This window comes from Acinetobacter apis (genome assembly GCF_900197575.1).
Lineage (GTDB): Bacteria > Pseudomonadota > Gammaproteobacteria > Pseudomonadales > Moraxellaceae > Acinetobacter > Acinetobacter apis.
This window is the reverse complement of sequence record NZ_FZLN01000003.1, coordinates 1-25,249: the sequence shown is the minus strand read 5'-3', so window position 1 is coordinate 25,249 and position 25,249 is coordinate 1. Positions and strand designations below refer to the sequence as shown.

The 25,249-nt window shown below is 38.4% G+C and carries 16 protein-coding genes and 1 tRNA gene; 3 read left to right on the top strand and 14 right to left on the bottom strand.

All coding sequences use genetic code 11. The annotated features are described in order from the left end of the window. Positions 1 to 43: 43 nt before the first annotated feature. Together CFY84_RS08235 and CFY84_RS08230 are read left to right on the top strand one after the other, a co-directional pair. Positions 44 to 706 carry a DsbA family oxidoreductase gene (locus tag CFY84_RS08235; RefSeq protein ID WP_088823749.1) on the top strand — a complete coding sequence of 221 codons (663 nt, stop codon included), beginning with the start codon at positions 44 to 46 and terminating at the stop codon, positions 704 to 706. Between the two features lie 168 nt (positions 707 to 874). After that, positions 875 to 1,795 carry a hypothetical protein gene (locus CFY84_RS08230; protein ID WP_143218778.1) on the top strand — a complete coding sequence of 307 codons (921 nt, stop codon included), beginning with the start codon at positions 875 to 877 and terminating at the stop codon, positions 1,793 to 1,795. A gap of 40 nt (positions 1,796 to 1,835) precedes the next feature. On the opposite strand, the gene htpG is transcribed toward CFY84_RS08230, so the two are convergent. The 4 genes from htpG to CFY84_RS08210 all read right to left on the bottom strand — a co-directional run bounded on the left by htpG (position 1,836) and on the right by CFY84_RS08210 (position 10,337). After that, the gene (gene htpG, locus CFY84_RS08225) at positions 1,836 to 3,758 is read right to left on the bottom strand and encodes a molecular chaperone HtpG (RefSeq protein WP_088823747.1); all 1,923 of its coding nucleotides are present in this window, start codon (positions 3,756 to 3,758) and stop codon (positions 1,836 to 1,838) included. 472 nt (positions 3,759 to 4,230) lie between these two features. After that, the gene (locus tag CFY84_RS08220) at positions 4,231 to 5,166 is read right to left on the bottom strand and encodes a hypothetical protein (protein WP_088823746.1); all 936 of its coding nucleotides are present in this window, start codon (positions 5,164 to 5,166) and stop codon (positions 4,231 to 4,233) included. After that, a complete protein-coding gene (locus CFY84_RS08215) occupies positions 5,163 to 7,502 on the bottom strand; it encodes a LysM peptidoglycan-binding domain-containing protein (protein WP_088823745.1) in 2,340 nt (779 codons plus the stop codon). The genes CFY84_RS08220 and CFY84_RS08215 overlap by 4 nt, the downstream gene beginning before the upstream one ends. A 45-nt stretch (positions 7,503 to 7,547) precedes the next feature. Beyond that, entirely contained in the window at positions 7,548 to 10,337 is a 2,790-nt protein-coding gene (locus CFY84_RS08210) for a type VI secretion system Vgr family protein (protein ID WP_088823744.1), read from the bottom strand. Between the two features lie 1,059 nt (positions 10,338 to 11,396). Here CFY84_RS08210 and CFY84_RS08205 point away from each other — a divergent pair. Next, positions 11,397 to 12,767, top strand: coding sequence for an amino acid permease (locus CFY84_RS08205; protein WP_088823743.1), 1,371 nt, complete (start codon positions 11,397 to 11,399; stop codon positions 12,765 to 12,767). A gap of 105 nt (positions 12,768 to 12,872) precedes the next feature. Here the strand turns inward: CFY84_RS08205 and rpoC are convergent, their stop codons facing one another. The 10 genes from rpoC to CFY84_RS08155 all read right to left on the bottom strand — a co-directional run. Further along, positions 12,873 to 17,063 (bottom strand): DNA-directed RNA polymerase subunit beta', encoded by a 4,191-nt coding sequence (rpoC, locus tag CFY84_RS08200; RefSeq protein ID WP_088823742.1) that lies wholly within the window; start codon positions 17,061 to 17,063, stop codon positions 12,873 to 12,875. An 88-nt stretch (positions 17,064 to 17,151) separates the two neighbouring features. After that, complete coding sequence (rpoB, locus tag CFY84_RS08195) at positions 17,152 to 21,237, bottom strand: DNA-directed RNA polymerase subunit beta (protein ID WP_088823741.1); 4,086 nt, start codon at positions 21,235 to 21,237, stop codon at positions 17,152 to 17,154. A gap of 310 nt (positions 21,238 to 21,547) precedes the next feature. Further along, the gene (gene rplL / locus CFY84_RS08190; RefSeq protein WP_088823740.1) at positions 21,548 to 21,913 is read right to left on the bottom strand and encodes a 50S ribosomal protein L7/L12; all 366 of its coding nucleotides are present in this window, start codon (positions 21,911 to 21,913) and stop codon (positions 21,548 to 21,550) included. Between the two features lie 44 nt (positions 21,914 to 21,957). After that, on the bottom strand, positions 21,958 to 22,464 hold the full coding sequence (rplJ, locus tag CFY84_RS08185; protein ID WP_088823739.1) for a 50S ribosomal protein L10: 507 nt from the start codon (positions 22,462 to 22,464) through the stop codon (positions 21,958 to 21,960). A 243-nt stretch (positions 22,465 to 22,707) separates the two neighbouring features. Then, a complete protein-coding gene (rplA, locus tag CFY84_RS08180) occupies positions 22,708 to 23,400 on the bottom strand; it encodes a 50S ribosomal protein L1 (protein ID WP_088823738.1) in 693 nt (230 codons plus the stop codon). Between the two features lie 3 nt (positions 23,401 to 23,403). Next, complete coding sequence (gene rplK / locus CFY84_RS08175) at positions 23,404 to 23,832, bottom strand: 50S ribosomal protein L11 (RefSeq protein WP_088823737.1); 429 nt, start codon at positions 23,830 to 23,832, stop codon at positions 23,404 to 23,406. Between the two features lie 90 nt (positions 23,833 to 23,922). Further along, positions 23,923 to 24,456, bottom strand: coding sequence for a transcription termination/antitermination protein NusG (gene nusG, locus CFY84_RS08170; RefSeq protein ID WP_088823736.1), 534 nt, complete (start codon positions 24,454 to 24,456; stop codon positions 23,923 to 23,925). A 6-nt stretch (positions 24,457 to 24,462) separates the two neighbouring features. Then, positions 24,463 to 24,903, bottom strand: coding sequence for a preprotein translocase subunit SecE (gene secE, locus CFY84_RS08165; RefSeq protein ID WP_088823735.1), 441 nt, complete (start codon positions 24,901 to 24,903; stop codon positions 24,463 to 24,465). A 77-nt stretch (positions 24,904 to 24,980) separates the two neighbouring features. Next, positions 24,981 to 25,056: transfer RNA gene (locus tag CFY84_RS08160), tRNA-Trp, on the bottom strand. Between the two features lie 43 nt (positions 25,057 to 25,099). After that, the coding region (locus CFY84_RS08155; RefSeq protein ID WP_456049141.1) for an EF-Tu C-terminal domain-related protein at positions 25,100 to 25,249 on the bottom strand (150 nt) is incomplete at its 5' end.

Sequence of the window (25,249 nt, the reverse complement as noted above, 5' to 3'; positions counted from 1 at the left end):
ATGTAAATGCCCAAGCTTATACACAGAATGATGAGGAAGAAAAATGCGCGTTGATATTTGGTCGGATGTGGTTTGTCCTTTTTGCTACATTGGCAAAAAACGTTTAGAGCGTGTGGCACAGGCCATGAATTTTGAGCTTGATGTTCATTGGCATAGTTTCCAACTTGATGCTGATGCACCTGCGTCACATGACACCTCAAACACCGTACGTTTAGCGCATAAATATGGTCGCAGCATTGAAGACATGACACAAATGCAAGAGAATATTGCACAGATTGCACAAACAGAAGGCATTGACTTTCAATGGCAACAGGCAAAATCTGGCAACAGCTTCAATGCGCATCGAATTATTCATTTGGCGCAAAGTAAAGGACTAGGCAATCAAGCCAAAGAAGCCTTCTTTTATGCCTATATGACAGAGGGTCTTGCTATTGGCGAGCGCGAAGTACTCGATGAAATTGCTTCACGCATTGGACTAGACCATGGTGAGGTTGAAGATGTGCTCAACAGCGATGGTTTTAAAGAGTTTGTCGAATATGACGAAAAGCTTGCACGTGAAAAGTTAAACATTAGCGCTGTCCCGTTCTTTGTCTTTGATCAGCGCGTGGCTTTGGCTGGTGCACAACCTGATGAAGTCTTTAAAGAAGTACTGCAAAAAGTATTAGACAGTGAACAAAATGCCTCAGATGAAGCAGACACTGAGTAAAAGAACATGGCTGTCTTTCAATAAAATTTAAAGACAGCCATATACCATGAAACAACAACGTTATATCTCATCTTTAAGACTAGTTTAACGCACATCGTTACAATCATTGCCATAACGATATTTTGATAAAGAATCACTGTGATTAAATCTTTATATGTTGGTCTATTGATGATAGTGGTATTCAGCTTCACTGAAACCAACATCACAACTGCATTTCATCTATTTGATCAAGTGCCTCAAATGAATGCTTTATTCTCAGCGCACCTGCCTGCACATTTTCGTATTAAACACCATTTATGTGAAGCCAAACCTATTCAAAATACCAAAAGCACAGTGCCTGCTTTATTACCCCCACTTACTGTGGAGTCAGTTGAAGAAAAACCACTTGATTTTGATCCTTATTCTGCCGCTTTTGCCAATCAATTGATGAGCATTTTTGGCACAGATTCACTTGCTTATCGCTTAGCCAACAATGAAAAAAAGACTGTACATATCCGCACCTTTGGCACGCATAAAAAAAATAATCATAAAAATAAAGCGAAAGAAAAGCATTGGATTAATGAAGTAATGAGCGAAGTCTCTAAAATTCTTCCTTTTCAAAATGACATCAATTTAGGCTCAAATTCAAATACAGATGTTTATGTTGAACTGAGTGCTGAAAAAAATTGGAATGTTTTTTCTGACTGGAGCTTAGATACAACACAAACATTTCGCTATGGAGCGCAAAGTAAAAACTATTCAGAAACTGATTTTAACTTTTCACAAAAAAGAAATGGTGAAGACTTGGCTGCTAACCGTTTTTCAATCATTAAAACCTATGAAGCAGAAATTACATGGAATGATAAGCTGTTTATGAAACAACAGTTTTTAAATGAGCATCAGCTAACGTATGGTATTTACACAGGTGGGGTGTATAACGAAGAAAAGAAAGATTTAGAGTTGCAAAGTTGGGGGCCGTATCTAGGCTGGCGAATTCCGTTATGGAAAAAATGGATTTACTTAGATAACGACATCTCCTATTACAAAGACATAACAGCCACAGATGGTTATTCTTTCAGTGCCAATTTACAACTTGAAGCTTTCTTCTAAAAGCAAGATGCGCTGATCAATCAGCGCATCTTGAATAGAGTTACTTGATCAATAAACTATTGATACGTTTGACATAAGCAGCTGGATCTTCAGGTAAACCACCTTCAGCAATCACAGCTTGATCAAAAATGATATTGGCTAGATCATCAAACTGACCTGTTTCTTCAAGTTTCTTCACAAGCGGATGTTCTGGGTTAATTTCTAATGTTGGTTTTACATCAGGAATTGCTTGACCTGCTTGTTTTAGCATACGCACCAATTGCGGTGACAATTCGCCTTCACTGGTGACCAAACATGCTGGCGAGTCCACCAAACGTGTTGTCACACGTACATCTTTGGTTTTATCTTTCAAAGCATCTGTTAGCTTTTCAATGATTGGCTTAAATTGTTCTTGTGCTTGTTCTAATGCTTTTTTCTCGTCAGCATCTTGCAAGTCACCTAAATCAACTGCACCTTTGGCAATGCTTTGCATTGCTATACCGTCAAACTCATGCACAAAGTTCATTGCCCACTCATCCACACGGTCTGCCATTAGAATAACTTCAATCCCTTTCTTCTTAAAGAGTTCAAGTTGAGGCGAGTTTTTAGCAGCATTTAAACTATCTGCGGTCACATAATAAATGGCTTTTTGACCTTCTTTCATGCGCTCTTTATAAGCTGCAAGTGAGGTGCTGATTTCATCGTTTGTTGATGTTGCAAAGCGTAATAATTTTAAAATACGCTCTTTATTGGCCGCATCTTCGCCTAAACCTTCTTTTAATACACTACCGAATTCAGCAAAGAACTGTTTAAATTTAGCTTGATCTTTTTCATCTTCAGATTTAGCCAAGCCATCTAATACAGTCAGTACACGGCGTGCATTACCTTCACGAATCAGCTTCACGTCACGGCTTTCTTGTAGTAATTCACGGCTGACATTCAGAGGTAAGTCTGCGCTGTCTACAACACCTTGTACAAAGCGTAAGTAATTTGGAATGAGGTTATCCGCATCATCCATAATAAATACGCGTTTCACATAAAGTTTAATACCTGCTTTGGCATCACGCGTGAAAATATCTTGTGGTGCCTTACTTGGGATATAAAGCAGCTGTGTATATTCGGTATTTCCTTCAACACGGTTATGTGACCATACCAATGGTTCATCAAAAGCATGTGTTAAGTTTTTATAAAACTCTACATACTGCTCATCTGTCACATCACTTTTGCTTCGTGTCCATAATGCACTGGCTGAGTTAATGGATTCCCACTCATCCGTTTTTACATACTGACCGCCTTTTGGTTCTTCACCTTCAGCCACTTCCTCTTCTTGCCATACTTCTTTTTGCATTTGAATTGGCAAGCTAATGTGGTCTGAATACTTATTCACAATTTGTTTTACTTTATATGATGCCAAGTAATCGCTTGCATCTTCACGTAAATGTAAAATAATGTCTGTACCACGTGATGCTTTAGTGATTTCTTGAACTTCAAAATCACCTGTACCACCACTAATCCAACGTACGGCTTGATCTTCACTCACACCTGCACGACGTGATTCCACCACAATTTTATCTGCAACAATGAAACCTGAATAGAAGCCTACACCAAACTGACCAATGAGGTGCGCATCTGACTTTTGATCGCCTGTGAGTTTTGACATAAAGTCTTTGGTACCTGACTTCGCAATAGTACCTAAGTTATCAATGGCTTCTTGTGCTGTTAAACCAATGCCATTGTCGGAAATAGTAATAGTGCGGTTATCTTGATCGAGAATCAGACGAACTCGTAAATCTGGGTCGTTTTCATAAAATTCAGGATGATTAATACCTTCAAAACGTAACTTGTCACATGCATCAGATGCATTCGATACAAGCTCACGCAAAAATATTTCTGGATTTGAATATAAAGAATGGGTCACTAAATGTAATAGCTGTGCAACTTCAGCTTGGAAACTATAATTTTTTGAAGATGTTTGTTCGCTCATCATGGTTCCTTAATTTTCATTCACTTATTACATGAGATACTTCTATGAATGGTGTACCTCCGCTTTTTTTCAAGTCTAAAATTACTTTTTTTTGAACATGATGACGTTGCTTCATTAAAATGCTGTAGATTTTTTTAAATGATAATAATAAAAGTAAATAATTTATTGATAACTTGAGATGGCTAGAATCACACCACATAACAGTGCCAATACTTTTAAATATTTCATTCTATTCCCCCATAACAAAGCCAATATGAGCGCTCATATTGGCTTTTAAATTACAGTTTTTACAAACATCTTTTATCAGGGTCTACAAAAAAATTTCAATATCTTAATCAAAACTACACCTAGAAAAAGTAGCTAAAATCATTCAACCTTAGATTTTTGACTTGAACCCGCATGATATTGCTTAAAATACAATCAAGTAGATACATAAATTCATATTCATCTCATACTTCAAAGCAAATTGTATTTAATTTAATTTAATAGTTTTAATTTTATTATCATAAATATCTTTATATCTTAATATCTTACCTTTTACCTCAAACCAATTTCCTAATTGTACTATATGTAAGTCATTACGAAGCCTAATAAAATCATAATAATTTACTGTTTTACCACTATCCAAATCTATAGTGTTGCTTGCAATAGCATATAAATCTCCATCAAGATTCATAAAAATAAATTTATCATAATGCTCATTAGCACTTATTAACTGAGGAACTAGCTCTAGAGCTAATTGTCTGTTATAGACGATTTTTTTTATATCAGTTTGTTTTTTACAGGTATTTAAAGAGGTATTCTCTATACATTTCGACTCAAGGTTCTTATTTATGAAATTAATTTTTTCATAGCTTATTCTACTCTTTTGGGCTGCGATTAACTTCTCACCTTTATTTTCGTAAAACATTATAGGAAAGGGTATACTGTTATTAATATCTTTTTCAACAGTTTTGTTATCAACATCGATTACTGATTGTGTCTTCTGCTTTTTTTCTCCAAATGAGTTTGATACACATATTTTTAACATCAACTCTTTTTTATTTTTATCTAATACTGTTAAAAATGATTGAGCACCAAGATTTTCTTCTGGTACAGTTATTCTATAAAAATATGAGCTATTTTTAAAACCAAAAATGGTATTATTAGAACTATCTAACCACCTTAGTAAAGGCTCTCCTTTAGTGAACTCTTTAGTCATTTCCAAGTTATTAATATCGGTACCAATACGATAAGATGCTTGATCTTTTTCTTTATTATAACAAATAGAAATATTTCTTTTTTTTGACTCATTAAGCTGACATGCCATAATCTCAGTTTCTTTTGAAAAACATAAATTTTTAGCTAATGCGCTATACATAAACAAAAAACTAGTGCTCAATACAAATAATTTTATTACATTTTTCATTTAAAAATTTCCTCGGCTTCTTTATATGCATTTTGTCTATGTAATAATCCAGTATTCCCACCATTCACTCTTAATGTTACTGCTACAACATCACTATACCCATGATTTGCATCAGCTTTTTCAAAAACTCTCCTACCAACAGACCAAAACCACATTGCACTTCGAATTGCATACTGTACTTTATTTATTTCATCAGGATACTCCACAAAATCTGGGGGAATATCTTTCCAATAATTTGTATATGCTTTCTGAAAACTACTGTAATTATCATAGCCTGTTAATTGAATAAGTCCTCTTCCCCGTAACTTATAGCCATCAGTTGGGAACTCTTTTCGATTTCCATTCTTTTTTTGAAAATGCTTTGCACTAATTGCTTCTACATTTGCTTGTCGAGAAAAACGTGGGCCTTTTTTAGTTTTTCTCCAAGTAGGATGCTCTAAATAACCATCTTTCTCTGCTTCATCAGGATGAGTTCTGTAATATTTACTAAATCCTTTTAGTGCAGTTGGAGAATATGTCCAATTTTCTACCTTTCCTTTTAAATCACTGCCAACCTCACCTTTGATTTGTGCAAAAAAGTGACGCTGACGTATGTGGGTATCTAACTTAAATTCTTTTATTTTATCATTTACTTCATTTACCACAATATTTATATCTGATTGATTAGCATCAGGAAACAATTTAATTAATTGCGTAGCATTAATTAAAATAGCGTTATCAGATTTATGTTTCTGTGTGATTTTTTGAAACCCAAAACCACTGCATTGAATTAAATTATTTAATCCTTTCTCTTTAGCTAATTCTACTAAATTCTGCCCATTTAATTCTTCTAGATTTTTAGCAAAAAGCTTATTTAATTTATATTCGCTATCATACTCTCTAACATCCATATGAATCCAAGAATCTGAACCATCGATATTACGCTCTAAACCAAATTTATTTTTCATCCAACCAAACCAAGCTTTTTGATTTTTCATTAACCACTTCTTTCTAATAACCTCTTCAAGTTCTATACCAACAATTTTTTGTCCAGCTTTGTTATACACATGAAAATCTATCGCACATCCCATATGATTTGAAGATGTTCTATGGTGCTTAATATTATTTTCAATACACCGATATCCTGATTCGATATGATGTACATAATATCCTTCAGGATTTTCAAGCTTTTTAAAATAAAAGTTAATTGCCTTATAAGCCCAAATTAAAGAACGATGAATACCTGGAAACTCTACTCCATTTACTATTTTGGTCATATTTTTGACAGTTACTGAGTATTGTCCTTTCTTATTGCTACCATACCCCTCGCATTTTTTACAAGGACATTTAACTTTATGTTTAGGTAGCATAAAAATATCTTCATTAAAATCCATGCTAAATTTGTCTAAAGCCACCAATAAAGAACCACAAATCTTACCTGTTTCAGCCACACCCATATAATCACGCTGAAATTGCTTAATACAACTGGCTGTTAAATCTGTAAATTGATCTGTCGGTAATGCTCCACCAAATCCAGCTAAGCGGATATTAATTTCGCGAATAAGTTCTCCATTGCCACTTACAATACATTGTGGTTGTATTTGGCAAGGGGGCGCTACATCTGTTTTAGGTGTACCTGTAGCTTCACTTCGGTTAGGCATAGTTTCTATAGGTATTCTATTAACTTGATTTTCTTGCTTAATTTTTTGATTTTGCCATTCTTCCGCTTTTTTCTTCGCCTCTGTAGTTGAAATTGGCTGTGGTGGTGGCATTTTTAATAAAGATTTATCAGCTTTTGTAAATGCTTGTGGCTTATTTTCTAGTTTTAATTTTTCTCCTGTTTTAGGCTTTTCTTCATAGTGATTATTTCCTTTTGCAGGTATTTCTACAGGTAGTTTTATCACCTGACCAACACTCAATTTATTTTCATCTTTTAGATGATTCAGTTGGGCTAAAGCACGAACCGTGACATGATTTTCTTTAGCAATTTTTCCTAAAGTGTCACCTGTTTTTACTTTATGCGTTTTTCTTTTATACGTCTGAGTTACACCTTCATATAGCATAGTAAGCGCGTCAATCATTACTTTAGGGCTACGTATTATTGCTACCATACGATCCTTATCTAATGTAATGCTACCTAACTTTTTAAACTGCATGGTAAACATATTACGAATATAAATATCTAGAATCGTTCCTTTATCGCGGCTAATTGGAACAATATCTCCTTTTGTTGTTGTACCACCTGTTGCAACTACTTTACCTGTTTTTTGGTCTTTGACTTCATATACAGCTCCATGAATAGGATGACCAAATAAATCTAAAACCTTCATACATATTACTGATTTTTCTTTATTCATTTCTTTTACTCAAAATTTCGAATCTTTTAACTAAACATGGAGTTATTACATAAAATCTTCTTTATCTTTACCTTCAACATGAATACCCCAATCATCATCAGTTCCAACAAGTACTTTTACTTTTGAAGAGCTTCCTGTAGTAATTTTTCCTGTGCGCCCATGTTCATCAATAGAGCCTGCTAAATGATGTCCAGTTTCAGGAATCAATGCTTGATATTTGAGTTTTTTAAAGTCGGACTGCCAAAATAAATGGTATAAATCTATTCGATTACTGTACTGTGGTGTATTTGGTAATTGAGGAAGTTCATACGTTATTTTCTCTCCCTGTTTAAACTGATGCTGTGTTGCGTAGTAAGAAATACCTTGTGATGTTTTAAGCGTGATACCATCTGGAGAAATGAGGACTTCTGAACCGCCTGATTTTAAAGATATTCCTTTTGGACTAATCATTTCCAAAATATCTTCAGTTGAAATTATCTTAAGCATTTTTCGTGCAATAAGCTCAATCATGTCATCTTGTGCATGAATATCAATTTTGCCTTTTGCAGCTTTTGCACTAATACCTTTTGTAGCTGCAAACACACTTATTTTGTTTTGTGCTTGAGCAATTAAATTATTTTGCGTGCTCATGTTGATGCTATCACCAGCAATTTGACTAATTTTGGCACTTGCAGATAAATGGATATCCTGTGCTGTACTTAGTCCAATACCATCGGGGGAACTAAGTACCAATAATGCCTTATTAAATTTTGCAATATCTTTTTCAATCTGTTCTGCAAATGCTTTTAACTGATCAATCGTTTCAATCTCATCAGTTTGTTGTTTTTTGGCGACTTCACTTAGTGCTTCACTACTTTCTTTATTTTGCTGAAATTGTTGCCGAGCTACTTGAGCATCAAGATGGTCATCGGTGTCAAGTTGTTTATAGGTAGAAATTAAAAGACCTTCACCCGCTCGTACAGCGCCCCATTGATCTGTTCTGAGCTCAAAACCCTCACCGCGATCTTTACTTTCAGATTCTTGTTTTGGTTGACTGAGTTTTCCAAGATTAAGTTGACTTGAACCATAACTACTTTGCAATTGCGCACTAATTTGTCCGTTAGTATCATCGAAACGAAGTTGGTTATAACCTGACCCTTTGATCTCTTGTGAACGTATCCCACTTAAGCTTTTAGTTTCAGGGAGTTGCCCTATCTGATCAAATTGTGTCGGGTGACGTTCTGCCTCATGCAAACGGCCTGTAACAAATGGACGGTCAACATTGCCATCAAAAAAGTCAATTACAACCATTTCACCTACACGTGGTAAGAATCTTGCTCCATATCCTTCGCCTGCCCAAGGAGTGAGCACATCGACCCATGCAGAATCAGTATCACTCAAGTTACTTCCTGCACCACCGTCATGATGATTATCTTCTTCGCGACTAAATAAGAAACGAACTTTGATTCGTCCCCACTGATCAACATGAATTTCTTCCCCTTCAACACCCACCACTTGCGCACGTTGAACATGGACGATCGGTTTATGCTGCTCAGGATAGTATTCTGGAACTATTGTAATATTGCGTCTGACCAGAGTTAGAGTATTACCTTGACGCTGCTCATCTTCTTGAATATTTTTATGATGCCAACGACTTGATGTGAATAACTCTTCTGCCTGTTTTTGAATATCTTTCGGTAAATTATTTTGGTTATAAAAGTGTTTACTTAAAATGAGAAAATCTTGATCTGAACCTGTGTGTAAGTCTATTTCAGGATGACCCTTTAACTTAAACCAATAGCCAACTTGAGCATCACGTACTGTACTATGTGCTGTAAAGTATTTTGACTTTAAGCTGTTTTGATCAGATAGATGACGATTTAACATTTCAACTTGTTGGTGACTTGACGGCGTTGTGCCATCTTCTTGATTTAAATCCCCAACCCATGCTGGGCTAATATGCCAAGCATCTTCTAAGCTTAGTATCTCACTATCATATTGACCACTCTGCTGATCAAAAGAGAGAACTGAACCCGCACCATCTTCTTGTTCTAAATATTGGGGTTGCCATCTTTGCACATGTACTGCACTTGATTGAAGCTGACGACATGCAGTAAAACTGGTGATGGTATCTAATCTTTCTGTGGCATCACTGCGATGAAAACGAATCAGTTGACGATCTAATGCTTTAAACTGAGCGTTTTCATCAATTAAGCGTAACTTCTGTGCTTGGATTTGGTCTTTATTATGCAAAACAAAGCTTTGACTTTCATCAATAAGCCAATTAATTCCTTCACTACGCCATAGCCGTGTCAGAAACTCATATTCTGTTTCTGCAGATGTTTGCATAGTAAATGGTCGTACATCATATGTTTTACTCAAGCCATTCAGATCAAGGATTAAGCTTGCTGCAAATAATGGGCTCTTGTCTTGCCACTCTTTAAAGAGGATCTGTGTGATATCTAACACAGATTTATTCATAAATACCCGACTATTACGGCGCTTATGCCAAAGCGAGGTTGCATCTTGAACTTTAAGTTTGTAAACACTTAATGAACCATCGTGCTGTCCTTGTGAGGCTTCTATAACTATCCCTGTTATTCTAAATAATTGACCCAAATCTGTAATTTGGTCGACTGCGACTTGGCACCCGATAAAGTCTTTCAATGCAATTGCAGGATTGGCTGACAAACAAATAAGCTCACAACTCACGCCCTTATTAATTTCATGATTGCCATCAATTCGTTGGATAAAAAGTTGTGGATTTAGAATTGGATCTGAAAATTGAGCATGTATTGCTCTTTTTTGATAACCAAACCCCATTTTTTCTAATAAATTATAAATATTAACCATAATAAGTAAATTTAGTTAATTAAAATACATATTATATAGATATTGCACGAAATAGCATATAGTGAATTATAAAAATTAGAACAAACCAAAGTAAGAACGTTTTAATGCCAGAACCAGATCAATGAGCCCATTTGTAGACGATGTCTAATTTTGATAGCAAACACAGACCATTAGATATGCTTTAGCATATCCATATAAACATTGATGTTATTTTCAGTTAGTCTAAATTGCTTTGCTTTAAATAGTGTAGATTACACCTTCAATCTTTAAATTTTCAGCAAAACAAGCTTTCATTTAATTTAGAAAAATTTTTACTTTAAAAGAGAAGTTAAACAAGATAAAGAAAGCATATGAGATTTTACGATTTGGCAGCACTAAAATCCGTTCAAAATATAAACAGCTAAATAATTGTCTTTAATCTATTGAAATAAAAACATTAAATTAGAGCTTAAGTTTTACTTTCTCCTAATTTCTATCCAAATCATTAAGCAACATTTTAGATAAGTAGAAGATAATTTTATAAAAACAAAAAAATACTCTCATTTGTTTAGAATGAGAGCCGCTAATAAAATTAAAACAGTTATTATGATTATTATTTAAATCAAAACCAACATAAATAACATGATTTAAAGGCGATTTATTTTCAACCTCAAAATAATATTATGCATATATATATTAAAATGCAACTCTATTTTAGTACAACCATATAAGTAATTGATAATAATAAATATAATTAAAATTTTATATTCCTAATAAGAAAATATTAATATAATACTTGACTGTTTTAGTCGGTTTAAATTATCTAAAATAGATATTAATCATATTAAATAATAATCATAAAATAATACCTGACTATTTTAATATGATTAATACGATACTGATAAATAACAATAGATTAAAACTCAAAACTATTTTTAAATCATTTAATTGATTATTTAAAAGTGAAGCAATTGCAACATAGTAATATTTAATCGCTATAACAAGATGATCAATTGTTTTTTAATCTACTCTAGACTCAAATACTGTCTTCTATACAATATGCGCCACGAGTTGGAGTATATCATGTCACAAACGTCATCTTTAAAACGTGGATTAAACACACGACACATACGTTTTCTTGCTTTGGGATCTGCCATTGGCACAGGACTATTTTATGGTTCTGCTTCAGCAATTAAACTTGCAGGGCCTTCTGTATTGTTGGCTTATATCATTTCAGGGATTGCAATTTATATTGTTATGCGTGCACTTGGTGAAATGGCAGTCCATCACCCTGTATCGGACTCTTTTAGTCGTTATGCATCTGACTATATTGGTCCATTTGCAGGATTCACCACAGGTTGGACGTATGTCTTTGAAATGGTGATTGTTGCTTTAGCTGATGTGACTGCATTCGGTATTTATATGGGTTTTTGGTTTCCCGATGTACCACGCTGGATTTGGATTTTATCGCTCATTTTCTTTTTAGGCGCTATCAATCTGATTCATGTCAAAGTTTTTGGTGAGCTTGAGTTCTGGTTTTCAATTATCAAAATCTCTGCAATTGTAGCTATGATTTTTGGTGGTTTTGCCATTATGCTATATGGCTTTCATATGCCAAACAGTGATTTCACACCTGGAATTGCTAACCTTTGGCAACATGGCGGCTTTATGCCAAATGGGTTTATCGGTTTTATTGCCTGTTTTTCTGTCGTTGTTTTCGCTTTTGGTGGCATTGAGGTTATTGGGGTCACGGCAGGAGAAACTGAAAATCCAAAAAAATCGATCCCACAAGCGATTAATGCTGTTCCAATCCGTATTATTTTGTTTTATGTGCTGACTATTTTTATTTTGATGTCTATTTTCCCTTGGAATCAAATCGGTAGTCAAGGCAGTCCTTTTGTGCAGATTTTTGAAGGACTGGGTTTAAAATCTGCAGCAGCTGTACTCAATATTGTTGTGATTACCGCAGCTATCTCTGCCATTAACAGTGATGTATTTGGGGCTGGTAGAATGATGTATGGCATGGCACAAAAAGGTCAAGCACCACAGAGTTTCAGTAAAACATCAAAACATGGCGTACCATGGCTTACAGTGGTTGCAATGGTCATTATTTTGTTGTCAGGTGTCATCCTAAACTATCTCATTCCTGAAAATGTTTTTGAAATTATTGCCTCTATTGCAACTTTTGCCACAGTCTATGTTTGGCTCATGATTTTACTTGCACATTTTGGAATGCGAAAAAAATTAACAACTGATGAAATCAAAGCACTCAGTTTTCCAATGATTGCTTGGCCTGTTGCCCCTATAATCGCAACGCTATTTATGCTGTTTGTGATTGGTCTGATTGGTTATTTTCCTGCTACACGTCCTGCACTTTATGTTGGCCTAGCTTGGCTTGCATTATTATTTGTCATGTACCAACTTTATGTGAAAAACAAAATTAAAAACAGCTAACAGCAAATACTAAAAAAGCGCATTTCAATGCGCTTTTTTAATTCAAAATTTATGGCTTTACCATAATAAAAAAGCACCCGAAGGTGCTTTTTTAATTGAAATTGATTAGAACTGTTCTTCGTTTAAAGCTTGGCTGAATGCCTGATCTACATCGCTAAAGTCATTTTGTAACTCAAACTCTGCAGCATCTGCTTTTTGACGACGACGTTCTAAGTGGTAAGCCAAACCTGTACCTGCTGGAATCAAGCGACCAACAACCACGTTTTCTTTAAGACCACGTAAATCATCTTCTTTACCTGTCACTGCAGCTTCGGTTAAGACACGTGTTGTCTCTTGGAACGATGCAGCTGAGATAAATGAATCTGTCGATAACGATGCTTTCGTAATACCCATCAATTGACGATCAAACTTAGCAGGGAACTTATCTTGCGCAAGCGCAGCTTGGTTCTCTTGAACGACACGGATGTAATCCACTTGTTCGCCTTTGATGAAGCTGGTATCACCACCATCAACAACATCCACTTTACGAAGCATTTGACGTACAATCACTTCAATATGCTTATCATTGATTTTTACACCTTGTAAACGGTATACGTCTTGTACTTCGTTCACGATGTAGTTGGTTAATGCCACTTCGCCTTTTAAGCGTAAGATGTCATGTGGGTTTTGTGGGCCATCAGAAATGGTCTCACCACGGTTCACACTCTCGCCTTCAAAGACGTTGATTTGACGCCATTTAGGAATCAATTCTTCGTAGATTTCACTGCCGTCATCTGGCGTGATCACTAAACGATATTTACCTTTAGTTTCTTTACCGAAGCTCACAACACCTGTGATTTCAGCCAAGATCGCATGCTCTTTTGGTTTACGTGCTTCAAACAAGTCAGCAACACGCGGTAGACCACCGGTAATATCACGTGTACGTGATGATTCTTGTGGTACACGACCAATAACATCACCCACACCAATAGTTTCGCCATCACGGACGGTCACAATCGTGTTTTGTGGTAAGAAGTAGAACTGCTCACCTTCTGCTGTATCAAGTGCAATTGCAGGACGTAAATCTTTACCTGATGCAGGACGTGCTGTCACAGGAAGAATTTCAACCGTGGTCATGCCTGTTGTATCATCAGTTTTTGATGTCGCTGTTGAACCATCAACAATTTGTGAGAAACGTGCTTTACCAGCAAACTCTGTTACAAGTGGATGCGTATGCGGATCCCATGTTGCAACAATACCGCCGCCTTCTACAGCTTCGCCATCTTTTAATAAGATGCTTGCACCGTAAGGTAGTTTATAACGTTCTCTCTCACGACCAAGCTCATCCGCAATACCGATTTCACCTGAACGCGATACAGATACTAAATGTCCTTTAGGATGCTGTACTGTTTTCACATTGTGGAAACGTACTGTACCTTTGTTACGCACTTGTACACTATTTGCAGCAGATGTTCTGCTTGCAGCACCACCCACGTGGAATGTACGCATGGTTAACTGAGTACCCGGCTCACCAATTGATTGAGCAGCCATAACACCGACTGATTCACCTGGGTTCACCATGTGACCACGTGCCAAATCACGACCATAACATGCAGCACATACACCAAATGTTGACTGACAGCTTACAACTGAACGAACTTTAACTTCATCCACACCTGCCTCTTCGAGGTAGGCTGCAATCTTTTCATCAATCAGTGTGCCTTTTGCAAGAACCACTTCATCATCAGATGCACGTTTAACATCTTCAGCAGTTACACGACCCAGTACACGATCACGTAATGCTTCAATCACATCACCACCTTGAATGAATGGTGTCATGACTAGACCTGATGTCGTACCACAATCTGGTTCAGTAATTACAAGATCTTGTGCAACATCGACTAAACGACGAGTCAAGTAACCTGAGTTCGCAGTTTTTAATGCTGTATCGGCCAAACCTTTACGCGCACCGTGTGTAGAAATAAAGTACTGAAGTACTGTCAAACCTTCACGGAAGTTCGCTTTAATCGGTGTTTCAATGATCGAGCCATCTGGTTTTGCCATCAAGCCACGCATACCTGCGAGCTGACGAATCTGCGCTGCACTACCACGCGCACCAGAGTCAGACATCATATAAATACTGTTAAACGATTTTTGCTTCTCATCTTCACCTTGCTTATTTTTCACAAGTGTTGAAGACAAGTTGTCCATCATCGCTTTTGCAACTTGGTCATTGGTACGTGCCCAAATATCGACCACTTTGTTATAACGTTCACCCGCTGTAACAAAGCCTTGCTCAAATTGATCTTCAATTTCACGAACTTCAGCTTCAGCTTTATCAATAATCGCTTGCTTGGTCGGTGGAATCACCATGTCTTCCATACCTACAGACACACCTGAGCGTGTTGCTTGACGGAAACCAAGGTACATCAATTGGTCAGCAAAAATTACTGAATCTTTTAAGCCCAATTTACGGTAGCACGTGTTAATCAACTTCGAGATGTTTTTCTTGGTCATCTCAAGGTTAATCATGTCAAAGCTTAAACCTGCAGGAACAACTTCCCACAATAAGCAACGACCTGGTGTTGTATCAACAATAATGGTTTGCTTATCGCGATTGCCATTTTCATCAATAATCGTTTGATGTACACGTACTTTCACACGCGCATGCATCGCCACTTGATTGGTTGCTAAAGCACGGTTTACTTCATGTGTATCCGCAAACACCATGCCTTCGCCTTTCGCATTTACCGCATCACGTGTGATGTAGTAAAGACCCAATACCACGTCCTGTGAAGGAACGATAATTGGTTCACCATTGGCAGGCGATAGAATGTTGTTGGTTGACATCATGAGTGCACGCGCTTCAAGCTGTGCTTCAATGGTCAATGGTACGTGAACCGCCATTTGGTCACCGTCAAAGTCGGCGTTAAATGCCGCACAGACAAGTGGGTGTAAACGGATCGCTTTACCTTCAATCAATACCGGCTCAAACGCTTGTAAACCTAGACGGTGAAGTGTTGGCGCACGGTTTAACATCACAGGGTGCTGACGAATAACATTCGCAAGTACATCCCATACTTCAGGTGTTTCACGCTCAACCATTTTCTTCGCAGCTTTAATGGTTGTTGCTTGGCCTGATGCTTGTAGTTTTGCAAAAATAAATGGTTTGAATAACTCAAGCGCCATTTTCTTTGGTAAACCACACTGATGTAAACGTAATGTTGGTCCAACGGTAATTACCGAACGACCAGAATAGTCCACACGCTTACCAAGTAAGTTTTGACGGAAACGGCCTTGCTTACCTTTGATCATGTCAGCCAAAGATTTCAGTGGACGTTTGTTTGAACCAGTAATCGCACGACCGCGACGACCATTATCAAGCAATGCATCAACAGACTCTTGTAGCATTCGTTTTTCGTTACGAACAATAATATCTGGCGCAGATAACTCTAACAGGCGTTTTAAACGGTTGTTACGGTTAATTACACGACGATATAAGTCGTTTAGATCAGACGTTGCAAAACGACCGCCTTCAAGCGGTACAAGTGGACGCAAGTCAGGTGGTAATACAGGTAATACATTCATTACCATCCACTCAGGCTTGTTATTCGACTCACTGAATGCTTCCATCAACTTCAAACGTTTTGATGCTTTTTTCAGTTTTGTTTCAGACGTTGTTTGTGGAATTTCTTCACGTAAACGAGCAATTTCAGCTTCAAGATCAATATCTTTCAATAAGTCTTGAACAGCTTCAGCACCCATTTTCGCTGTAAATTCATCGCCATGCTCTTCAAGCGCTGTATAGTATTCTTCATCATTAAGAAGTTGATACTTTTCAAGCGTTGTCAAACCTGGGTCTGTCACAATGTATGATTCAAAATACAATACGCGCTCAATATCACGTAACGTCATATCAAGCAACAAACCAATACGGCTTGGTAATGATTTTAAGAACCAGATGTGCGCAGTTGGTGATGCAAGGTCAATATGACCCATACGCTCACGACGGACTTTAGCCGTTGTGACTTCAACACCACACTTCTCACAAATCACGCCTTTGTATTTCATACGCTTGTATTTACCACACAAGCATTCGTAATCTTTTACAGGGCCAAAAATTTTCGCACAGAACAAACCATCACGTTCTGGCTTAAATGTACGGTAGTTAATCGTTTCAGGCTTTTTAACTTCACCATGAGACCATGACTTAATCATTTCTGGTGATGCAAGACCAATACGGATGCGGTCAAACTCAATTGGAGTATGGCCGTCTGATTCCGTTTTCTTACGCATGATATCGAGTAAGTCTTTCAATTCTTTTCTCCGTGAGCCGAGGGAGCGATCACTCACTCGGCAGGGTCACAAATATTGTTTTATTCTGAATAATGGGCTAAGCAATCGCTTAGTCACCATTTTTCAGTTCAATGTTGATACCTAAAGAACGGATCTCTTTGGTCAATACATTAAATGACTCAGGCATACCAGGATCCATATAATGGTTGCCATCTACGATGTTCTTGTAGATTCGTGTACGACCTTCAACATCATCTGATTTCACAGTTAGCATCTCTTGAAGCGTGTATGCTGCACCGTATGCTTCTAATGCCCAGACTTCCATCTCACCGAAACGCTGACCACCAAACTGTGCTTTACCACCTAATGGCTGCTGCGTAACTAATGAGTATGAACCTGTTGAACGCGCATGCATTTTGTCATCCACCAAGTGGTTGAGTTTAAGCATGTACATATAACCAACAGTCACAGGGCGATCAAATGCTTCACCTGTACGTCCATCATAAAGTGTTTGCTGTCCTGTACGTGGCAATTCAGCAAGTTCAAGCAATTCTTTAATTTGCTCTTCTTCAGCACCATCGAATACAGGTGTTGCAAGTGGTACACCTTGACGAAGGTTACCAGCAAGACGTAATACTTCTTCATCAGTCAAAGTATCAAGCTGTTCTTGCTCACCACCCACTTTATTGTAGATCTTGTCTAAGAATGCACGTAGTTCAGTGATTGCACGTTGTTGTTTAAGCATTTTATCAATTTGCTCACCCAATCCACGCGCAGCTAAACCAAGATGCGTCTCTAGAATCTGACCCACGTTCATACGTGATGGAACACCTAACGGGTTCAATACGATGTCAACAGGAACACCATTGGCATCATGCGGCATGTCTTCAACAGGTAGGATGTTTGATACAACACCTTTGTTACCATGACGACCCGCCATTTTATCACCAGGCTGAATACGACGTTTAACAGCCAAGTACACTTTAACAACTTTCAAGACACCTGTTGTTAATTCGTCACCTGTTGAGAGTTTGCGTTTTTTCTCTGCAAATTTCTCATCAATATCAATGCTCTTCTCTTTCAAGTAAGCTTGAATTTGTGTTAAACGTTCAGCAATCGCTTCATCAGCAGGTTGAATTTCTAATAAGTCAACAAGCTCTAAGCGTGATAAAACGTCATCAGTCAGTTGATCACCACGTTTGGTTGTACCGCCACCATGTGACACTTGGTCTTTAAGTAGGCGAACAATACGTTCACGCGCTGCTTCTTCAAAGATACGATATTCTTCTTTCAAGTCTTTGCGATAAGCATTTAATTGTGCTTTTTCAATCGCAAGTGCACGATCATCTTTCTCTAAACCATCACGAGTAAAGACTTGAACGTCAATCACTGTACCTTTAGTGCCTGATGGTACGCGTAATGATGAATCTTTCACATCAGCCGCTTTTTCACCAAAAATTGCACGAAGAAGTTTTTCTTCTGGTGTCAGTTGGGTTTCACCTTTTGGTGTCACTTTACCAACTAAGATATCGCCAGCTGTTACTTCTGCACCGATGTAAACAATGCCTGATTCATCAAGTTTTGATAAAGCCGCTTCACCCACATTTGGAATATCAGCTGTAATTTCTTCAGCACCAAGTTTTGTATCACGTGCAACACATGACAACTCTTGGATATGAATTGATGTTAAACGGTCTTCTTGAAGTACACGTTCTGACAATAGAATCGAGTCTTCATAGTTATAACCATTCCACGTCATAAACGCGACGCGCATGTTTTGACCGAGTGCAAGCTCACCGCCATCTGTTGATGGACCATCAGCAAGTACATCACCACGACCCACTTTATCACCTAAATTAACCAATACTTTTTGGTTAATACATGTGTTTTGGTTTGAACGGGTGTATTTGATCAGGTTGTAAATATCAACACCTGCTTCACCTGCGATCATTTCGTCTTCATTGACACGAATCACAACACGTGATGCATCAACAAATTCAATCACACCGCCACGTCCAGCAATCACACATACACCTGAGTCACGTGCTACATGCGCTTCCATCCCTGTACCTACAAGCGGTTTGTCCGCAAGTAATGTTGGCACAGCCTGACGTTGCATGTTAGAGCCCATGAGTGCACGGTTTGCGTCATCGTGTTCAAGGAACGGAATCAATGATGCAGCAACAGAAACAACCTGTTGTGCAGAAACATCCATATGTGTCACACGCTCAGGCGGTGTACGAACTGTTTCACCTTGATGACGTACAGTCACCATTTCATCAATCAAGTGACCATCTGCATCAACTGCAGAGTCAGCTTGTGCAATCACTGTACCGACTTCTTCAATAGCAGAAAGATATTCTGTCTCTTCAGTCACACGACCATCAACCACTTTACGGTATGGTGTTTCTAAGAAACCAAAATGGTTTGCTTTCGCATACACAGACAGTGAGTTGATCAAACCAATGTTTGGTCCTTCAGGCGTTTCAATCGGACACACACGACCATAATGTGTATGGTGTACGTCACGTACTTCAAAGCCTGCGCGTTCACGCGTTAAACCACCTGGGCCTAATGCTGATACACGACGCTTGTGCGTAATTTCAGACAATGGATTGTTTTGATCCATAAACTGAGACAATTGGCTTGAACCAAAGAATTCTTTGATTGCAGCAGCAACTGGTTTCGCATTGATTAAGTCTTGTGGTGATAAATTATCTGTTTCTGCTTGGCTTAAACGATCTTTAACAGCACGTTCAACACGTACCAAACCAACACGGAATTGGTTTTCTGTCATCTCACCGACAGAACGCACACGACGGTTACCTAAGTGGTCAATATCATCCACTTCGCCTTTACCGTTACGGATTTCAATCAACGTACGCATCACATCTGTAATGTCTTCGTTCGAGAGAATACCTTCGATTGCACGCGTTTTTTGGTCTTCAGCCACTTCGTATGGACGATCTAAACGACGGTTGAACTTCATACGTCCAACAGCAGATAAATCATAACGCTCAGCAGAGAAGAATAAATTGTTAAATAGATTCTCAGCTGCTTCTTTGGTTGGTGGCTCACCTGGACGCATTACTTTGTAGATTTCAACAAGCGCTTCATCGCGACCATGTGTCGTGTCTGCACGTAGTGAATCTGCTAAGTATGAACCACGATCAATATCATTCGTAAATAGAATATTGAACTGTTTCACGCCGCCTTCAGCCAACTTCACCATCACTTCATGACTAAGTAACGTGTTTGCAGGGATGATTTCACCACCATGCAATTCAATGTTTTCTGCTGTGATGTGCTCATACAAGTACTCATCAGGTACAGCAAGCTTGGTTAAGCCTGCAGCTTCCATTTGACGTACATGACGTGCATTAATACGCTTGCCTTGTTCAACAATCACTTTACCGCTGTTATCTACGATATCGAATTGTGCCATTTCGCCACGTAAGCGCTCTGGAACAAGCTCAATTTGGTAGCTGCCTAGGTCAAGATAAACAGGGACTTTTTCATAGAACAAATCTAAAATTTGTTCATCGTTATAATTTAAAGCACGTAGAATAACAGTCGCTAGTAATTTACGACGACGATCAATACGGACATAAAGCAAATCTTTTGCATCGAATTCGAAATCTAACCATGAACCACGGTAAGGAATGATTCGAGCTGAATAAAGGGTTTTATTAGAATGTGTTTTGCCTTTATCACTGTCAAAGAATACACCCGGTGAACGGTGAAGCTGTGACACAATCACACGCTCTGTACCGTTAATCACAAATGTACCATTGTCAGTCATCAAAGGCATTTCGCCCATGTAAACTTCTTGTTCACGGACGTCTTTGATTGATTTGGTATCGCGATCTTTAATGATCAGGCGAATTTTAACGCGCATTGGTGCAGCATAAGTTGAGCCACGTAAAATACATTCACGCACGTCAAACTCAGGCTTACCTAAAGTATACTCAACAAATTCTAAAGCAGCATTACCGGAATAACTTTCAATTGGAAAAACTGAACGAAATGCGGCTTGGAGACCAATATCTTCTCGGTTTTTTGATAATGTTCCATCTTGTAAAAACGTTCTGTACGAGTCAACTTGAATTGACAATAGGTACGGTACGTCCATCACTTGGGGCAATTTACCAAAATTCTTACGGATCCGTTTTTTTTCGGTATATGAGTATGCCATTTGGAGTCCTCGGAAAGTACTAAACTAAATCCGCCTGCAGTTCGGATTTAGAAGGATTACGCAGGCCGATATGGCCACCACTACTTACAAATGCTGCAAATTAGAGTGGTAATAAAACGCTTAACAATATTTTTAAGCTTAAAAAATATTGTTAAGCGTTTGAAATTTCGCCGTTTTCATTGTCATTTGATAGAATGTTCAAATTTCAATAAAAACCGAGCCGATTATTGTAACGCAAAAAGGCTGACGACCCAAGAGCCACCAGCCATTTTTGGAGCCAATTTTTTTAATTACCGACTCCCAAAACAGATTACTTAAGTGTAACTGTAGCACCAGCTGCTTCAAGTTTCTTCTTAAGTTCTTCACCGTCTTCTTTGCTCACGCCTTCTTTAAGAACTTGTGGAGCGCCTTCAACTAGGTCTTTAGCTTCTTTCAAGCCAAGGCCAGTTGCTTCACGAACTGCTTTAATTACAGCTACTTTGTTTGCGCCAAAGCTTGTTAATTCAACATTGAATTCAGTTTGCTCTTCAACAGCAGCCGCGCCAGGAGCAGCAGCAACTGCTACAGCAGCAGCAGATACGTTGAATTTTTCTTCAAATGCAGAAATTAATTCTACTAATTCAAGAACTGTTTTTTCAGCAACTGCGTTAAGGATTTCTTCGTTAGATAAAGCCATGAGAATAACTCCAAATGGATATAAATGGTGGTAAGGTAATGAGTTTAAGCAGCTTCTTGCTCGTCTTTCTCTTTAAGGGCAGTAAGTAAACGACCCAATTTAGAGATAGGAGCTTGAAGAACGCTAGCAAGCATAGTAAGCGCTTTTTCTTGGTTCGGAAGATTTGCAATAACGCTAACTTCTTCACCAACATAAAGCTTGCCTTCAAACGCTGCAGCTTTTAACTCGAATGCTTTGTTTGTTTTCGCAAATTCTTCGAAAATACGTGCCGCAGCACCCATGTCATCTTCAGAATTTGAAAAACCAAGAATTGTTGGACCAACAAGGTTGTCACCTAAGATCTCAAATTGAGTACCTTCAAGTGCACGTTTTGCAAGCGTGTTACGCACGATACGAGTTGAAACACCAAGCTTACGCGCTTCAACACGAAGTTGTGTTAACTTCTCGACATTTAAACCTTGATAGTCAGCAACAACAGCAGAGAAAGCTTTGCTCGCAGTTTCATTCACTTGAGCAACGATTTCTTTTTTGTTCTCTAATAGTAGAGCCACTGTAAAACCTCCTAAGGTGATTTATGCATCCTTTTGAATGCACTCCCAATTCGTAAGTCCTAAGACTTACACGCGGAGGATGAATAAATCACACCACCGCGTCTACGCAGGCTGGGTTATTAAGAAAAGCAAGCTTCTCGCCTGAGGTCTTTGACGCCAATAGAATCAAGTTCTATCAATTCAAAGTCCAACCCCAAAAGCAAAAGATCTTTGCTTTTAGAGATTAAAAATTCTGTCTAACGATTAGTTAGAAATGCTGTTTACATCAACGCTTAAACCAGGACCCATTGTCGAGCTTAGCGTAATTTTTTTGATGTAAATCCCTTTAGATGTCGCAGGCTTAGCTTTTTTCAAGTCATTCACAAGCGCTTCTAAGTTTTGACGTACTGCATCGATTTCAAAACCAACTTGACCGATACCTGCATGAATAATACCGCCTTTGTCTACACGGTAGCGTGCTTGACCAGCTTTAGCATTTTTTACAGCATTTGCAACGTCAGGTGTTACTGTACCTACTTTAGGGTTTGGCATTAAACCACGTGGACCTAAAATTGTACCTAACTTACCTACAACGCGCATTGCGTCAGGTGCTGCAATTACAACGTCAAAATCTAGATTACCTTGTTGAATGCTTTCAGCAAGATCATCAAAACCAACGATATCTGCGCCTTCAGCTTTTGCAGCTTCTGCAGCAGCGCCTTGAGCAAATACTGCAACACGTACAGTTTTACCTGTACCTGCAGGTAGTGTTGTTGCACCACGTACGACTTGGTCAGATTTACGTGGGTCTACACCAAGGTTCACAGATACGTCTAATGACTCTTTGAACTTTGCAGCAGGAAACGCGTTGATTAACTGTAAAGCTTCTTCTAAAGAATACACTTTGTTTGAGTCAATCGCTGCAATGGCTTTTTTACGTTTAGTTAACTTTGCCATATCTTATAGCTCCACATCCAAGCCCATAGAACGTGCAGAACCCGCAATGGTACGTACACGCGCATCTAAATCTGCACCTGTTAAATCAGGCTCTTTAGTTGTTGCAATTTCTTCTAATTGAGCGCGAGTTAAAGTACCCACTTTGGTTTTATGCGGCTCAGGAGAACCCTTTTGAATCCCAGCAGCTTTCTTTAAAAGAATAGATGCAGGTGGTGTTTTCATGATAAATGTGAATGATTTATCATTGTACACAGTGATTACAACAGGAATCGGAAGACCTGGCTCAACTTTTTGAGTTGCAGCATTGAATTCTTTACAGAATGCCATGATGTTTACACCACGTTGACCTAATGCAGGACCAATCGGTGGTGATGGATTCGCTTTACCAGCTGGAACTTGCAGCTTGATATAGCCGTCAATCTTTTTAGCCATTTTAAAATACCTCTGGGTATAACGCTTATTCAGCTTCCCAATATGTGAACTATCTTTCTTGTTGCACTAAAGTGCGACCGCAAGTTGAAATTAATCAGCTTTCTCAACTTGGCGGAATTCCAATTCGACTTGTGTTGGGCGATTAAAAACGTTAATCGTCAACGTCAAACGAGATTTTTCATATAGGACTTCTTCCACAACACCTTTAAAGTCTGTGAAAGGTCCATCAACGACCAATAATTCTTCGCCAGGCTCAAACATCGTTTTAGGACGAGGTGCTTCACCTTTATTGCGTACACGAGCAAGAATTGCATCAGCTTCTTTTTGAGTAATTGGCGCAGGTTTTTCAGGTGTTCCACCGATAAAACCTAAGACTTTTGGACATTCTTTTACGATATGCCAAGTGTCATCATTCATTTCCATTTCAACCAAGACATAGCCTGGAAAAAACTTACGTTCTGACTTACGCTTCTTACCATCTTTCATTTCCACTACTTCTTCAGTAGGGACAAGAATTTCACCAAAGCTTTCAACAACAGCACTACGCTGGATTCGCTCATTGAGCGAACGCATCACTTGTTTTTCATAGCCTGAATAGGCATGAATAATATACCAACGTTTCATCGCTTTCTACCCGATTATTAGCTTGACTAACCAACTGAGTGCGTAATCAAAGCACCATAATAAGATTGCAGCAACCACGACAACTAAAATAACTTGCCATGAGTTGGTCACCGTTTCTTTTTTGGTTGGCCAAGTTACTCTACGTAGCTCTATGCGTGCATCCACAAGCAAGCGAACGAATCCCTTGCCTTGATGGGTGGCATATAATAAACCCAAAGCCACAATGATACAAGCCAAAACCACACCGATTTGCACCCAAACGTTACTCGCAGGTGCCCAATATGCAGGAAGATATTGATTTGTAAGAGAAGCTCCAATCAATAAAATAATTGCAAGAACCCATAAAACAATATCTAAAGGCGAACTGGTACGGACAACTTCGGTTGCATCATTTTTCTGAGGAACTGGCGCGTCGCTTAATGCGTCACGCGATTTATCATTCGACATCTTTTTACTCGTCGTAAAATTCGCGAATCCATTATAAGGACAAAATAGTCAGCATCAAGCTTAAACTTTAAAATATATGGCAGGCCAGGAGGGACTCGAACCCCCAACATTCGGTTTTGGAGACCGACGCTCTACCAATTGAACTACTAGCCTATTAAGTAAATCGAGAGCTTACGCTCCCGATTTAAGGTATTTATTATGCAATAACTTTAGCAACAACACCAGCGCCTACAGTACGACCGCCTTCACGAATCGCAAAACGTAGACCAGCATCCATCGCAATCGGGTGGATCAATTCTACTGACATTTCAACGTTGTCACCTGGCATAACCATTTCAACGCCTTC